The organism is Corynebacterium sp. KPL2838 (assembly GCF_040225455.1).
In the GTDB taxonomy this organism is placed as follows: Bacteria; Actinomycetota; Actinomycetes; order Mycobacteriales; family Mycobacteriaceae; genus Corynebacterium; species Corynebacterium rhinophilum.
The window spans coordinates 18,088-31,452 of record NZ_JBEHFT010000025.1; the positions used below are offsets into that span (position 1 = coordinate 18,088).

13 protein-coding genes are annotated in these 13,365 nt (G+C 63.8%); 3 read left to right on the forward strand and 10 right to left on the reverse strand.

The features are described from left to right. The first annotated feature begins 111 nt into the window (after positions 1-111). Positions 112-951 (forward strand): NAD(P)-dependent oxidoreductase, encoded by an 840-nt coding sequence (locus tag ABRP98_RS08660; protein ID WP_349858720.1) that lies wholly within the window; start codon positions 112-114, stop codon positions 949-951. A gap of 115 nt (positions 952-1,066) precedes the next feature. After that, positions 1,067-2,107, forward strand: a complete 1,041-nt coding sequence (locus ABRP98_RS08665; protein WP_349858722.1) for an HNH endonuclease signature motif containing protein — start codon at positions 1,067-1,069, stop codon at positions 2,105-2,107. 361 nt (positions 2,108-2,468) lie between these two features. Here the strand turns inward: ABRP98_RS08665 and ABRP98_RS08670 are convergent, their stop codons facing one another. The 9 genes from ABRP98_RS08670 to ABRP98_RS08710 form a co-directional block, all read right to left on the reverse strand. Further along, on the reverse strand, positions 2,469-3,851 hold the full coding sequence (locus ABRP98_RS08670; RefSeq protein WP_349858724.1) for a protoporphyrinogen oxidase: 1,383 nt from the start codon (positions 3,849-3,851) through the stop codon (positions 2,469-2,471). Next, positions 3,852-4,886: a uroporphyrinogen decarboxylase gene (gene hemE / locus ABRP98_RS08675; RefSeq protein WP_284771012.1), complete on the reverse strand. Its 1,035-nt coding sequence runs from the start codon at positions 4,884-4,886 to the stop codon at positions 3,852-3,854. An 83-nt stretch (positions 4,887-4,969) separates the two neighbouring features. Then, positions 4,970-5,524 carry a tellurium resistance protein TerC gene (locus tag ABRP98_RS08680; RefSeq protein ID WP_349858726.1) on the reverse strand — a complete coding sequence of 185 codons (555 nt, stop codon included), beginning with the start codon at positions 5,522-5,524 and terminating at the stop codon, positions 4,970-4,972. Then, on the reverse strand, positions 5,521-6,381 hold the full coding sequence (locus tag ABRP98_RS08685) for a hypothetical protein (RefSeq protein ID WP_349858728.1): 861 nt from the start codon (positions 6,379-6,381) through the stop codon (positions 5,521-5,523). Before ABRP98_RS08685 ends, ABRP98_RS08680 begins: the two co-directional genes overlap by 4 nt. 9 nt (positions 6,382-6,390) lie before the next feature. Continuing rightward, positions 6,391-7,374, reverse strand: coding sequence for a porphobilinogen synthase (gene hemB, locus ABRP98_RS08690; RefSeq protein WP_349858730.1), 984 nt, complete (start codon positions 7,372-7,374; stop codon positions 6,391-6,393). Between the two features lie 29 nt (positions 7,375-7,403). Beyond that, on the reverse strand, positions 7,404-9,080 hold the full coding sequence (locus ABRP98_RS08695; RefSeq protein WP_349858732.1) for a bifunctional uroporphyrinogen-III C-methyltransferase/uroporphyrinogen-III synthase: 1,677 nt from the start codon (positions 9,078-9,080) through the stop codon (positions 7,404-7,406). A gap of 209 nt (positions 9,081-9,289) precedes the next feature. After that, positions 9,290-10,186 carry a hydroxymethylbilane synthase gene (hemC, locus tag ABRP98_RS08700; protein ID WP_349858734.1) on the reverse strand — a complete coding sequence of 299 codons (897 nt, stop codon included), beginning with the start codon at positions 10,184-10,186 and terminating at the stop codon, positions 9,290-9,292. Beyond that, the gene (locus tag ABRP98_RS08705) at positions 10,187-11,521 is read right to left on the reverse strand and encodes a glutamyl-tRNA reductase (RefSeq protein WP_349858736.1); all 1,335 of its coding nucleotides are present in this window, start codon (positions 11,519-11,521) and stop codon (positions 10,187-10,189) included. Positions 11,522-11,597: 76 nt separating this feature from the next. Continuing rightward, positions 11,598-11,837 (reverse strand): glutaredoxin family protein, encoded by a 240-nt coding sequence (locus ABRP98_RS08710; RefSeq protein WP_005276722.1) that lies wholly within the window; start codon positions 11,835-11,837, stop codon positions 11,598-11,600. Positions 11,838-11,934: 97 nt separating this feature from the next. On the opposite strand from ABRP98_RS08710, the gene ABRP98_RS08715 reads away from it, so the two are divergent. After that, the gene (locus tag ABRP98_RS08715) at positions 11,935-12,972 is read left to right on the forward strand and encodes an HAD family hydrolase (RefSeq protein ID WP_349858739.1); all 1,038 of its coding nucleotides are present in this window, start codon (positions 11,935-11,937) and stop codon (positions 12,970-12,972) included. 75 nt (positions 12,973-13,047) lie between these two features. On the opposite strand, the gene ABRP98_RS08720 is transcribed toward ABRP98_RS08715, so the two are convergent. Beyond that, a complete protein-coding gene (locus ABRP98_RS08720) occupies positions 13,048-13,353 on the reverse strand; it encodes a DoxX family protein (RefSeq protein ID WP_502878794.1) in 306 nt (101 codons plus the stop codon). Positions 13,354-13,365: the final 12 nt, after the last annotated feature.

The window sequence follows — 13,365 nt, forward strand, 5'->3', positions numbered from 1 at the left end:
AGTTTGACTGTGCATGTCGGTGGAATTCACAGCAACCCTCCAACGTTTCCTGAGATTCCGTGATACGTCATAGAAAACGGCATTCCCGCTGAGATGGCACACTGGGGAGGTATGAAGATTGCATTTTTAGGAACCGGACGCATGGGCACCGAGCTTGCCCGCCACCTACTATCTGAGCACGAGCTGACGGTGTGGAACCGCACCGCCGAGCGCGCGCAACCGCTCGTGGATGAGGGCGCGGCGCGCGCCGATACCCCCGCCGCGGCCGTCGAGGGCGCCGAGGTCATCATTACCTCCCTCTTCGGCCCCGACCAGATCCGCGAGGTGGTCATCGAGCCGCAGCTTATCCCCGAGGGCATTACCTGGATCGACACCACGACGGTCTCGCCTGACGATGCCCGCGAGTTCGCCGCCGCCGTCGATTCCTACGTCCACTCCCCCGTCGTGGGCTCGCTGGGCCCGGCGCGCGAGGGCAACCTGGGCGTTTATGTCGGCACGCCTGACGATGACCGCCGCGAGGTCGCCCTCGGACTTGCCGAGGCCTGGGCGGGCGAAGAAAAGCTGATTGGGGTGGAAACGGCGGCGACGGCGGCCATCGGCAAGTTGCTGGCCAACCTTGCCCTAGCCGTGACCGCCGAAGGCCTGCTCGAGGCCCTGCAGCTCGGCGAATCCGAGGGGCTCGATTCCGAGGTCATCCTGCAGATGCTCGACATCACCGGCCTGTCGTTCATGTCGAATATGAAAGGCCCGTTCATCACCGGCGAGCGCAATACCGACCCCGGCGATTTCACCGTCGACGCCCTGGCCAAGGACGCCAAGCTCATGGAGAGCACCTCCGACAAGCCCCTGCCCGCCGTAACTGCTGCCATCGAGCGTTTCGCCGAGATGCAGGACATGGGCCATGGGAACCAGGACTTCTCGTCCATCTTCGTTTTCCGCAATAAGGGCTAGTTATTCACATGTCGCGTCAACGAACCGCGGCTTTTTAGCGCTTTTGGGGCGAGTTATCCACAGGCTGCGCCCGCACGCCGCGCTTTAGTTGCGCTATCACCTTAAGCTGCGGGGTATGACAGCACTTCAGGCATACCTCGCGGCCCTGGCGCCCGGCATCGACATCGTCGCCGGGTGCACTGGTATGTCCGCCCGCGAGCTGCGCGCGGCCGGTGCGCCGAACCGGACTGCGCGCACGCTGCTCACGCTTGCCGATGCCTTCTTCTCCCCCACCTCCTTTTCCCGCCAACAACGCCGCGCCGTGGCCGCCGCCCGCGAACGCGCCCACGCGCTGCCAACGCTGGAGGTTATCGAGCGCTACGCCACGCGCGCCAAGACCAAGCGCCAGGCATGGCAGCTGCGGGTGGAGCTTTGCCGCACCGCCGCGGATACCGACGAGATGGAAAAGCTTGCGCGCAAGAAACTCCGCGAGATCAATCCGTCCACCCCGCCGCGCCCTGGCGTGCGCATTCGCCGCCGCAAGGACGCGCCGTGGACGCTCGCGATTACCGGGCCGTCCTCCCTCATTGCGGACTTAGAGTCCAACCTGGACGAGGATGCGCCTTTAGATTCCGTCGCGGGGCTTTTCTCCGGCACCGCCGCCCCGCGGCCGACGGTGACGACCAATGCGATCATCACGCTCGACGAGCTCGACAGCATCATCGATGGCGACGGCGAAGAAATCACCATCCAACTCACCAATGGTGCGCGGCTTACCGGCGCCGAATTGGTCGCGCGCACGCTTTCCGAGCGTGGCCTTATCACCCTCGTGCATCCCTTCGAAGGCGCGGTAAACCTCTACCGCACCGAGCGCATGGCCAACGAGAAGCAGCGGCTCATGGCCGCCGCCGAAAATCCTGTCTGCCCGTGGCCGCGGTGCAATTATCCCGCGGATAAGTGCCAAATCCACCACCTAGAAGCCTGGCAGCACGGCGGCGATACCAATATGGCCAACCTTGCGGCCTGCTGCCCGTACCACAACGGCGTCAACGACGATGACCCGAATGCACCGCCGCGCCGCGGTCGCCTCGCCCGCAGGCGCGGGCGGGTGGTGTGGCAACCGCCCTGGGCCGACACCGTGCCCGATGCCGTGCCCGGCCCCAGCGCCGGAACCTAGCGCCCAGGCCCCGGCCAGCATTCCTGGCCGAGGGGTCAGGCCCTCGCACATGCCAATTACCTGCGCGCATATCAGGTTTCCGCACGCGCGTGCATTGGCCACAAGCGCCTGGTCAGGCAGCAGTAACCCTGCTGCCTGTTTAGGCATGCCCAAATCCGCCTGGCTGCTTATTCCGAACCGTATCACGGTTCAGCCGCGCTACCGCCGGTGATGCTTAACTACCGCCAGCACCAACCACCAACTTCGCTAGCTGCAACCGGCGCTGGCTCCCAGTGGAGTCAACTACAGCCGGGGTTAGTTTCAACCAGCGCGGGCTGCAAGTGGTGCCAGTGGCAAGCAACGCTAATTGCAGCCGCGCGAGCTAGCTGCTAGCGATGCGGGCGGCGGCAGCGCGCGCATCCGCGATGACCGCAGGCACGCCCACGCCGCCGGCCCAGGCACCGGTGACGTCGACGCCTGGGGATTGAGACAAGGCATCGCGCACGGCCGCCACAGTGTCGAGGTGGGTGGCATCAAAGCGCGGTAGGCCGCCGAACCAACGTTGGGTGAAGATTTCGGCGACGCCAGCAGCGCGGCCGTCGAAGCCGGTCAGGTGCTGCAGGTCATCGAGGGCGTAGTCCACGAGGTCGTCTTCTTCGGCGCGGACGATGGCGTCGTCGCCAAACCGGCCGAACGAGGCACGCACCAGCGCCCCGCCGCGCTCTGCCAGGTGCGGCCATTTGCGCGATGACAGCGTGAATGCCTTTGCGTGCACGTCATCTTGGTCGGTGGCGACGAGGATGCCGGAGTTTTGTGGCAACGAGGTACCGGAGGGATCGGTATCGGAGTCGAATTTGAGGCCCACGACTGCCGATGCCGCCAGCTTCACCCCCTTCAACCGCGTTGCCGCATCCGGAGCCACCTTGGGCAGCAGGCGCGCGGCGGTCGGTGCCGGGGTAGCTACCAGCACGCGGTCGAAGGGCACAGTATCGCCCGGCGCGCCGGCCAGGCGGAACTTATCGCCCTCGCGCGTGATGCCAGAAATGAACGTGTCAACGAAAATCTTGGCGCGGGATTTTTCGGCCAGGGTCTCATAGAGTTCGGCGTAGCCGCCGCGGAAGGTCTGGAAAACAGGCCCGCCGGCGCTGGGGTTCTCTGCACGGGATTCCTCAAGGGAGCGCACGGCCGCAGAGAGGGTGACGGGGCCGGAGGCGGCGAGGGTATCGAGGGCATCGGCAAGCGTGGGGATGGTGGCGCGCAGGCCCAGGTCATCGGCGGTGCATGAGTACACCCCGCCCAGCAGCGCGGAAACAACGCGGTCCACCAGGTCGCCGCCGTATTGTTGACACACCAACTCACCAACCGAGACGTCGCCGCCCACGGTCCACTCGAAGGGCTGCTCGTTATCGATGCGCCGCGCCGTGTCCTCCGAAACTAGGTGTGCGACCGGCTCGGAATGCGACGGAATGCCCATCACCCCGCCCTGCGGCAGGGCCTTGAGCTCCCCGCTGTAGACCAGCGAGCGCAAACCTGACGGGTCAACTAAACTGCCGCCCAAGCCGAGGGCGTGGAAGAAGTCCACGGCATCGCGCCGCCGGGCGAGGAAGGCCTCGGCGCCCATGTCGGTGGGGCCGTCATTAAACGGCACGGAATACAGCTTCCCACCGATGCGCCCGGCGGCCTCGAAAACCTCGACGTCGTGATCGCGCAGTTCGTAGGCGGCGGTAAGGCCGGCGAGGCCAGCACCGATGATGGCAATACGCATTTAGCCCTCCTCGTGAATGATGGATACGGCGCGGGTGATGGCCTCCGCGTCGGTAGTGGGCAGCACCCCGTGCCCAAGGTTCCAAATGTGGGTGTCGATATCGCCGCGCTGCTGGGCGCGCTCGACCTCGCCGCGGATGGTGCGCACGGCTTGGCGCACTGCATCGTCGCCGGCAAAAAGCAGCGCCGGGTCGAGGTTGCCCTGCAGCACGCGGGAGCTCACGCGCTGGGCGGCGGCGTCCATGGCCACGCGGTAGTCCACGCCCATGACCTCGGAACCGGCTTCGGACATCGCCGGCAGCAGCTCGCCGGTGCCCACGCCGAAGTGGATGCGCGGAATATCGACGCTGGCCAGGATTTCCTGCGAATATGGCAGCACGAACTCGCGGTAGTCGCGCTCGTTGAGGTAGCCGGCCCAGGAATCGAAAAGCTGCATGGCATCGATGCCGGCATCGACCTGCACCCGCAGGAAGTTAATGATGGTGGGCACGAGCCGGCGCATGAGCATGTGCCACGTCTCGGGCTCGGCGTGCATGAGCGCCTTGGTGCGCTCGTGGTTCTTGGAGGGACCGCCCTCGATGAGGTAGCTGGCCAGGGTAAATGGCGCGCCAACGAAGCCGATGAGCGCTTGGGTTTCGGTCAGCTCGCCGAGGATTCCCGCAATGCCTTGGGCAACTTCGGGCACGTCGGTATCAAGAATAGGCAGCTTGCCGATGTCCCCCTTCTCCCTCACCGCCTTCTCCATCACCGGCCCGCGGCCGGGCACGATGTCGACGTTGACGCCGGCTGCCTTGAGTGGGACCACGATATCGGAAAAGAGGATGGCCGCGTCCACGTCGTGGCGGCGCACCGGCTGCAGGGTGATTTCTGCGAGGAGTTCCGGCATGAAGCAAGAGTCCAGCATGCCGATGCCCTCGCGGGCGGCGCGGTACTCCGGCAGTGAGCGACCAGCTTGACGCATCAACCATACTGGCGGACGGGAGGGGGTGCGGCCGAGCGCGGCATCGATAATGGGGGCGCGGTTAAGTCGAGACATACTCCTCATTATGAATCAAAAGTTGGAGCAGGGGCTAATTCGCCGCGCCGCGGGTCTTGCGCTCCCTGTGCGCAGGCCAGGCGTCAGCCCCGCCCGTGGAGACTGCGGTGGGCGATAAATCGGTTGGACTGGGGCCGGAAGAGCAGAACTACCGCGATAAGCAGCGTCACGGCGATCAGTAGCAGGCCGAGACCACCGATACCAAGCGCCAAAGCTGCGATATTGAAAAAGAGGGCAATCGCAATGACGACTGAAATAATGCGGCGCGCCCACTTCGATCCATTGGCGAGTTGCGCGGAAAAGAGCGCCAGAATGATTGCGCCGATGATATTAAATACCGAGACGAATAAGCGGTTCGACCGCACATACTCGGCGATGCCCGAATCCGAGGGCTCCATCTGCTCGCCGCCCCCGCCGAAGATACCGACCATGCCGCTAACCAGCATGATGACGGCTGCAACAACGAGCACCCAATACGCCCACTGGAGAGGGCGCGGCCACACGGACAGGTCTTGTTCCTGGGTGATGTTTTGTAAGGGGCGGTTATAGTCGCGGGGGCCTGGGCGTTGATTCTTATCCGCAGCATCGTCGCTTTGACCGTCATCGCGCCGGCCGTGGCCGGGGAACATGCTGGTCATCGGTTGTCCTTGTGGTCATCGCCAAGCGATTGCTGGGAGGAAGTTTTCTTGCCCCGTTCCTTGGCACCCTTCTCCTTGGCTTCCTGCTTTTCGCGCTTCTCACGCTCTTTATCCCGACGCGCCTGCTCGAGCTCCTTTTCCAGCTCGCGCATTTGCTCGAGCTCGCCGGTATAGTCGAGGGTGTCGGGTTTAATGGAGAAGATGAGCCCCAGTACGGCGGCGACACCGACCAAGATTTGTACCATACCGTCGGCGGCAAAGAGCCAGCCGGGGACGTCAGCACCCGTGGGCGTGACCATGAAAGTCAGCAGGATGCGGAAACCGAAGTAAATGGAAAAGGCGAACCAGATGCGGCGCGAGGTGCCCGCGCGTTTTGATGGCCCCGCCAGCGACTTCAGTAAAAAGAGCAGCAGCACCAGCACGCCGATGGCAATGGCAGCCGATAGTGCCACCGACCCATAGGCGGCCATTTCAATTAAGGAGTCCGAAACTTCGTCGCCGTCTTCGCCACCCGAGGTGCTTTCGACCATCTGCTTGGCCTGCGCCATGAGTACATCGTGGTTGAGCAGGGTCAGCACCACGTTGAGGATCTGGTGGACGGTCTCCCCGGCGACGACGCCCAGCCAGAGCCACAGCATGTAGACCACGGTCTCGGGGCGCTTGGAACCGCCCTGCGAGCCCTTGCCGCGCTGGTCACGCGGGTCACCGGGCTGCGGCGACCGAGGCTGCAGCTTAGGCCGCGATTCTCGTTGAGGCTCTCGCTGCTTATCGCGCTGTGGCCCAGGATTGCCGGCCTGTGGCGACTCGGGCTGCGGCGACTCAGGGCGCGGCGACGGACGAGGAGAAGGCTGTGTCACAAGAATCCTTTACTTGAGCAGGCGTGCGGCTTCGGTGGCGAAGTACGTCAGGATCTGGTCGGCACCGGCGCGCTTGAAGGCGGTGAGCGACTCGAGCATGATGGCCTCGCCATCGACCCAGCCGTTGGCGGCACCGGCCTTGATCATCGCGTACTCGCCGGAGACCTGGTACACGGCGACGGGTACCGAAGAGGTCTCCGCGATTGCGGACAAGACATCCAAATACGGCAGGCCCGGCTTGACCATGACGAAGTCGGCACCTTCCTCGATATCGAGCTCGGCTTCCAGCAGGGATTCGCGGAAGTTGCGCGGGTCCTGCTGGTAGGTGCGGCGGTCTCCCTCGAGGGAGGAGCCGACGGCCTCGCGGAAGGGCCCGAAGAAGGCAGAGGCGTACTTCGCGGAGTAGGCCATGATGGATACGTCATCGCGCCCGGCCTCATCGAGATCGGCGCGGATGGCGGCAACCTGGCCGTCCATCATGCCTGACGGCGAAATGATCTGCGCGCCGGCTTCGGCTTGGGAGCGGGCCATTTTTTGGTAGAGCTGGACGGATTCATCGTTAAGCACGCGGCCCTGGTCATCGAGGACACCGCAGTGCCCGTGCGAGGTGAACTCGTCCAGGCAGGTATCGGCCATGATGATGAGGTCATCGCCAAATTCCTCGCGCAGGGCGGAAATGCCGCGGTTCAAAATGCCGTCGGGATTCCAGGCCACGGAGCCGGTGGCGTCCTTGTCCTTTTCCAGCGGAACGCCGAACAGATCCACGCAGGTAACACCGGCCTCGAGGGCTTCTTCGGTCGCGCGGCGCAGCGAGTCGAAGGTGTGCTGGTACACGCCAGGCATGGAGAAAATCTCATTCGGCTCATCGAGGCCGTCTGCGATAAACATCGGCAGAATCAGATCCGATGGGCGCAGCGTGGTTTCGGCCACGAGGTTGCGCATCTGCGGTGTGGAGCGCAGGCGGCGGGGGCGGCGGGCAGGAAATGAGCTCATTGGGTACTCCTTAGAGCGAGACTAAAAACTTACGCCTTCTCGACCTTAGTAGTCTTCTTGCGCGCGCGACGCTTCTTGCGGGGCGCGGGCAGGTTACCGGCGGCGCGGAGGGCGGCGACGTGGCTGGCGAGGGCATCGACAAGCGCGGGCACGTCCGCAACATCTGGCACGACATCGACGCGCAGGCCCAGCTCTTCTGCTGCTGCGCTTGCCGATGGCCCGATGCACGCAATGATCGTCCGCTGGTGCGGCTTGCCGGCAATGCCCACCAGGTTGCGCACGGTGGATCCGGAGGTAAAGGCCACGGCATCGAAGCCACCGGTCTTGATCATGTCGCGGATTTCTGCCGAGGGCGGGGCGGCGCGCACGGTGCGGTAAGCCACGACGTCGTCGACGTCCCACTGGAGGGCCTGGAGGCCATCGACAAGCGTATCGGCGGCGATATCGGTGCGCGGCAGGAGCACGCGGCTCACGGCGTCGATGTCCTCGACGTAATTGGGAAAGACCTCGAGCAGGCCCTCGGCGTTTTGCTTCTTCTTGTGCGGCAAAAGCTCCGGCACCATGCCCTTGGCGCGGATGGCATCGGCGGTCTTGGTACCCACGGCGGCAAGATGCACGCCGGCGAAATCGCGCGCGTCCAGGCCGAGCTGGGAAATCTTATCCCACACGGCGGTCACGGCGTTGACGGAGGTAAAGACGATCCACTTGTAGCGGCCTTCGACGATGCCCTTGATGGCTCGGTCCATCTGCGCCGGGTTGCGAGGCGGCTCAATGGAAATCGTCGGCACGTTCTGCGGGATGGCGCCGTAGCCGGCTAGGCGCGCGGACATGGGCCCAGCCTGTTCCTTGGTGCGCGGCACCAGCACGCGCCAGCCATAGAGCGGGCGGTTTTCCCACCACGAGTATTTGGTGCGGTCATCGATGCTGCGGCCAAGGGTCACCACCAGCGGGCCGGACAAATCCGCGTCCAGCTTGGCGATGGTCCCCAGCGTCGTCTCATACGTGCGCTGCAGGCGCGTGGTGCCGTGGACGGTCACAAAGGCCTCGGTTTCCGCCGGCATGCCGCGCTGCTGCAGCTCGGTGGAAATGTCTGCCAAGTCTTCCTTGGTGGCCTGCAAGACGATGGGCTGGGTGGCATTGGCGAGCGCGTCCCAGTCGGCGCCATCGGTGACATCGGCCTCCGTGTACGTAGAACCGAGCGCCAGTCCGGCAAAAGACGGCACGGTCGAGGGCAGGGACATGCCCGGCACGACCTGGAATTCCAGGCCTGCGGAGGCCACGGCGTTGATTTCGGCCTTGATGGATTCGCGGTTGAGCGGGTTGCCGGTCACGAGACGGATGACGTCCTCGCCATCGGCCTCAGCAAGGCACTCGCGCAGCTGGCTTACGATGTCCTCGCCCGGTGCGTAGAGCACCGCGGCGGTCGGTGCCGGTGGGCGGGGCGGCTTGCGGCGCGCGCCCTTGGCCTTAGCATCGGCGCACATCTGCGCGTATTCCTCTTCCGCGGCATCCAGCAGCTCTTGCGGGACGGGCAGCGCGGTGGCGACTGCATCGCGCACGCCCTGCATGACCTGCGGATCGGCCACGGCGATAGCGTTATTGGCCAGAACTTCGCGGGCGCGGACGGTCAGCAGGTCTGGGTTTCCCGGACCAGCGCCCACGAAGACGATCTTGCCCAACTGGGTGTCTGACACAGCATTGCTCATAAAGTTCTTTTCTAGATCTGGGCCCGCGGCACCGCACACGGACATGATCGCCTGCAGTGTTTCTCCCCGCGCCGTCGGTGGGTATCAAGGTCATAACGGCCAAAATCCCAGGCGCTACGTCCTGGGATGCCCTTAAAGGGGGCCGGGTATCATTGCAAAAAATGATCTATGGTATCTACACCATAAATTATTAGCGCTTAAAGTAGAAATTACTGACCAAGCAGATCGGCCGCGCCTTGGGCGAAAAGCTCGTCAGAGACCCGCGCGCCCAACTCCGCCGCTTCCGCTGCTTCTGTCGCGGTGCCGGAGGCGGTGGCGGTCAATTGGCGGGAACCATCCAGCGCAAAGACGCCACCGCGCACCGTCAGTTGATCGCCGTTCCAGCGGGACGTAGCGGCCACGGGCGCGGTGCAGCCGGCCTCGAGCCGGGCGAGAACGGCGCGCTCGGCAAGGGCAGCGGAGGTGGCTTGATCATCAACAACGGCGTCTAATGCTGCGGCCGCCTCAGTGCCGGCGACGGCCTCGATGGCAAGCGCACCCTGGGCGGGAGCGGGCATGAATAATTCTGGATCGAAAATATCGCTCGCCCGGTCCTCGTAGCCGCCGCGCAGCAGGCCGGCATAGGCCAGCACCACGGCATCGAGCTCACCGTCGGTCACCTTGGACATGCGGGTATCGATATTGCCGCGCAGCGGGCGGATTTCCAGGTCCGGGCGCAGGGCGGCCAGCTGGGAGATGCGGCGCGGCGCTGAGGTTCCCACCCGCGCGCCCTCCGGCAGCTGCATCAGGCTCATCCCGTCACGGGCGACCAGCACCTCGCGGCTGTCTTGGCGCTGCGGGATAACCAAGCGGAAGCGGTCATCCTCTGCCGTGGGCAGGTCTTTGAAAGAGTGCACGGCAATATCGCATTCGCCGCGGTACAGCGCCTCGCGCAGCGCTTGGGTGAATACGCCCACGCCGATGCGTTCGACTGGGGCCATATTGGTATCGCCTGCGGTGGTGACGATGTGGAGTTCGGAATCGAATCCGGCATCGATAAGCCAATCGCGGACGTGTCCTGCCTGGGTGGTGGCAAGCTTGGAGCCACGGGTACCAATCTGGAACATTTACGCCTCCTTATTCAGCGTGGGCAATTCATTGACGGCCACGGCAACGCCGGAGCCTTCCAGCTGCAGGCCAAAAAGCTCCTGCAGGGCATTTTCGCTGCTAAAGCTGCTATCCGATGCCGCCAGCTTCTTCGCCCGCACCGTCGGTTCATGCAGCAGTTTGTCGGCGACGCGCTTGAGGGCACCTTGGACATCGGCAAGCTGCTTGCCCTCTAGCTCCGGGTGCTTTTGCTGCAGGCGAGCTGCCTCGCACTCCACGAGGTCCGCCGCGCGGCGGTGCAGGGCGCTGACAGCCGGTGCCACATCACGCACGCGCTGGGCGGAGGTATAGGCGGCAAGCTCCTCGTCCACGATGGTGCGGGCCTGCTCGTGCGGGTCCGTGCCCGCCGCGACATCAGTCGCTGCCGCCGACAGGGACTTGCTGAGGCGCTCGATATTCACCAGGTCCACGTCATCGATTTCAGTTGCCGCGTCATCGATATCGCGCGGGAGGGAGAGGTCAATGAGCATCAGCGGGTGCGCGGGCGGAATGTCGGACGCGGTAATGGTAAAGCCTTCGGCGCCGGTGGCGGAGATGGCGAGGTCGACATCGGCAAGCGCGGCGGCGCGATCCTCAAAATCCACCACGCGGGTGTGGACCCCGGCCTCCTCAGCGTGGCCGGCAAGGCGCTCGGCGCGCTCGCGGGTGCGGTTGGCAATCACCAGCTCGCCGATGCCCAGCCGACCTGCGTGGGTGGCCGCAAGCGAGGCCATCGCCCCGGCGCCCAGCACGAGTGCGGCCTTACCCTGCAGGTCCTCCGCATTAAGGCGCTGCAGCGCCTGGTCGAAGGCGAAAGTCACCATCGAAACGCCGGCCTTATCGATCTCCGTTTCCGAGTGCACGCGCTTGCCGGCACGCAGCGCGGACTGCGCCAAGGCGTGGATGCGCGGGCCAACCGTGCCCTGCTTGGAGGCGGACTGGTAGGCGGAACGCACCTGGCCGATGATCTGCTGCTCGCCCACCACCATCGAATCCAGGCCGGAGGTAACGGACATAAGGTGCTCGGCGGCGGCGTCGGCATAGCGCACGTAGAGGTAATTGCGCAGCTCTTCCTCATCGACGTGGGAGACATCCTTGAGCACCCGGATGACGTCCTGCACGCCGGTGTGGAAGGAATTGGTCACCGTATAGACCTCAAGGCGGTTGCACGTGGAAATGATCATCGCCTCAGTCAGGGACTCGGCATCAACCAACTGCCCGCAGGCGGAATGCTGCACCACATCGTCCATGCTCAACTTTTCCAGCAACGCCACGGGTGCCGATTGGTGGGACATTCCCACAACAAGCACGCTCATGCTCCACACTCCTCAACCTTTTGATTGATCGCAATGGTTCCAAAGACTACCCCGCGTGGGCGCGGAACCCGAATCGTCAGCGCAGCTCCGCAGCCAACTCTTCGTTATCAACTTCCCAGCAGGCGAATTCTTCTCCGTCTATCACTACAACAGGAACGCGGTCACCGAATTCCATCTCGAGCTCGCGGCTATCTTCCACGTTGCGCACTTCCAGCTGGGCGCCGGCCGCCTGGATAACGGGGGTAATCTGCTCTTTTACCCGTTTACAAGAACCGCAGGTGGGGCGCACCATGAGCTCGACTAGATGCTGGGACATAGGGGCGGGATTCTCCTCATAAGGACGCCGACGGTGGAAACGTTTACTATGGACATGTTAGTCCACCCCGCGTTTGCGAAAGCTGTTTATTCCACTCGTGTCCGCTTTACCTCCCCCCGGATTCCCCGAATCTCCGCGCGACTTTTTGGCCAATTGGACGGCCTCGCGCGGCAATCTGCGCAACTTCTTAGAAAACCAAGCGCTGGCCCCCTTGGGCGAGGAAGAACAGCGCGCCGCAGGTGAGGCGGCCGCTGCCGCCGCTTTAGAGGAGTTCGGGCTAGAGCTCGAGGACTTCGCCTCCGGCATAGCCTCCGTCTCCGGCTCTTATGACGCCGCAGGCTCCCAGCGCATCACGGACCAGGATCCGGACGTCCCCGTCGATGTCGGCGCCGCCGCCTTTTTCGACGTAGACAATACCCTCGTTCAGGGTTCCTCCTTGGTGGAATTCGGCTTTGGGCTCGCCCGCCGGCGCTATATCCGCATCTCTGAGATACTCCCTGTTGCCTGGAAGCAACTAAAATTCCGCCTCTCTGGCGCAGAGAATGCAAAAGACGTTGCCGAAGGCCGCGCGCAGGCCTTGGAGTTTGTCAAAGGCCGCAGCGTAGACGAGCTCATTGAGCTCTGCGAGGATATTGTCGAAGCCTCACTCGCCCGCCGCGCATACCCCGGCACCACGCAGCTCGCTGAGATGCACCTAGCCGCCGGCCAACAGGTGTGGCTCGTTACCGCTACCCCAGTCCAGCTCGCCCAGGTCTTGGCGCGCCGCTTTGGCTTTACCGGCGCCCTCGGCACCGTCGCGGAGGTAGAAGACGGCAAGTTCACCGGCCGCTTGGTGGGCGATATCCTCCACGGCCCAGGCAAAAAGCACGCCGTGGCCGCCCTCGCTACCATCGAGGGCCTCGATCTGGACCGGTGCACCGCCTACTCCGACTCCGCCAATGACATGCCCATGCTCACCATGGTGGGCACCCCCGTAGCCATCAACCCGGACCGCAAGCTGCGCAACATTGCAGAGAAGCGCGGCTGGATCGTCCGCGACTACCGCTCCATCCGCCGCGCTATTCGCACCTATGGCCTTCCAGCGCTTGTCACGGCCGCCTTTTCCTATGGCGGCTGGCGCTATTTCCGGAAGTAGAAATACAGCCAGCACTGCCGACTCTAAACGGTCGCTCAGCAAATTATTTTCTCAAGCCCATCGGTGTGGCTATTGCTACCCCATCGCCGCGAAGTTCAACACGAGCACAACCGCACTAAGGATTGTCATCCCGAGGCAATTTACCCAAAACTCCTTACCCACGAAATTCGCCTTGATATGAGCGATAATGGCGAAAATAAAGTAAGCAAGTACGCCGACGGAGACAGTGGTAGTAATCGACGGATTATTCAAAACGGCTCCGACGATCAAGCCAAGCGCAGCGAGTGCCTTAATTCCGATAAGCGCCCACCACCAATCTGAACTGGCCCCCGAAAGTTGGACTGGTTTAATTCTAGGCGATGAGGGGTTCAAGGGTCTGATTCCGATATTGCA

Bases quoted from the DNA above. Each gene is read 5' to 3' on its own strand.
- ABRP98_RS08660 (WP_349858720.1), top strand. From the start codon at position 112: ATGAAGATTGCATTTTTAGGAACCGGACGCATGGGCACCGAGCTTGCC.
- ABRP98_RS08665 (WP_349858722.1), top strand. From the start codon at position 1,067: ATGACAGCACTTCAGGCATACCTCGCGGCCCTGGCGCCCGGCATCGAC.
- ABRP98_RS08670 (WP_349858724.1), bottom strand. From the start codon at position 3,851: ATGCGTATTGCCATCATCGGTGCTGGCCTCGCCGGCCTTACCGCCGCC.
- hemE (WP_284771012.1), bottom strand. From the start codon at position 4,886: ATGTCTCGACTTAACCGCGCCCCCATTATCGATGCCGCGCTCGGCCGC.
- ABRP98_RS08680 (WP_349858726.1), bottom strand. From the start codon at position 5,524: ATGACCAGCATGTTCCCCGGCCACGGCCGGCGCGATGACGGTCAAAGC.
- hemB (WP_349858730.1), bottom strand. From the start codon at position 7,374: ATGAGCTCATTTCCTGCCCGCCGCCCCCGCCGCCTGCGCTCCACACCG.
- ABRP98_RS08695 (WP_349858732.1), bottom strand. From the start codon at position 9,080: ATGAGCAATGCTGTGTCAGACACCCAGTTGGGCAAGATCGTCTTCGTG.
- hemC (WP_349858734.1), bottom strand. From the start codon at position 10,186: ATGTTCCAGATTGGTACCCGTGGCTCCAAGCTTGCCACCACCCAGGCA.
- ABRP98_RS08705 (WP_349858736.1), bottom strand. From the start codon at position 11,521: ATGAGCGTGCTTGTTGTGGGAATGTCCCACCAATCGGCACCCGTGGCG.
- ABRP98_RS08710 (WP_005276722.1), bottom strand. From the start codon at position 11,837: ATGTCCCAGCATCTAGTCGAGCTCATGGTGCGCCCCACCTGCGGTTCT.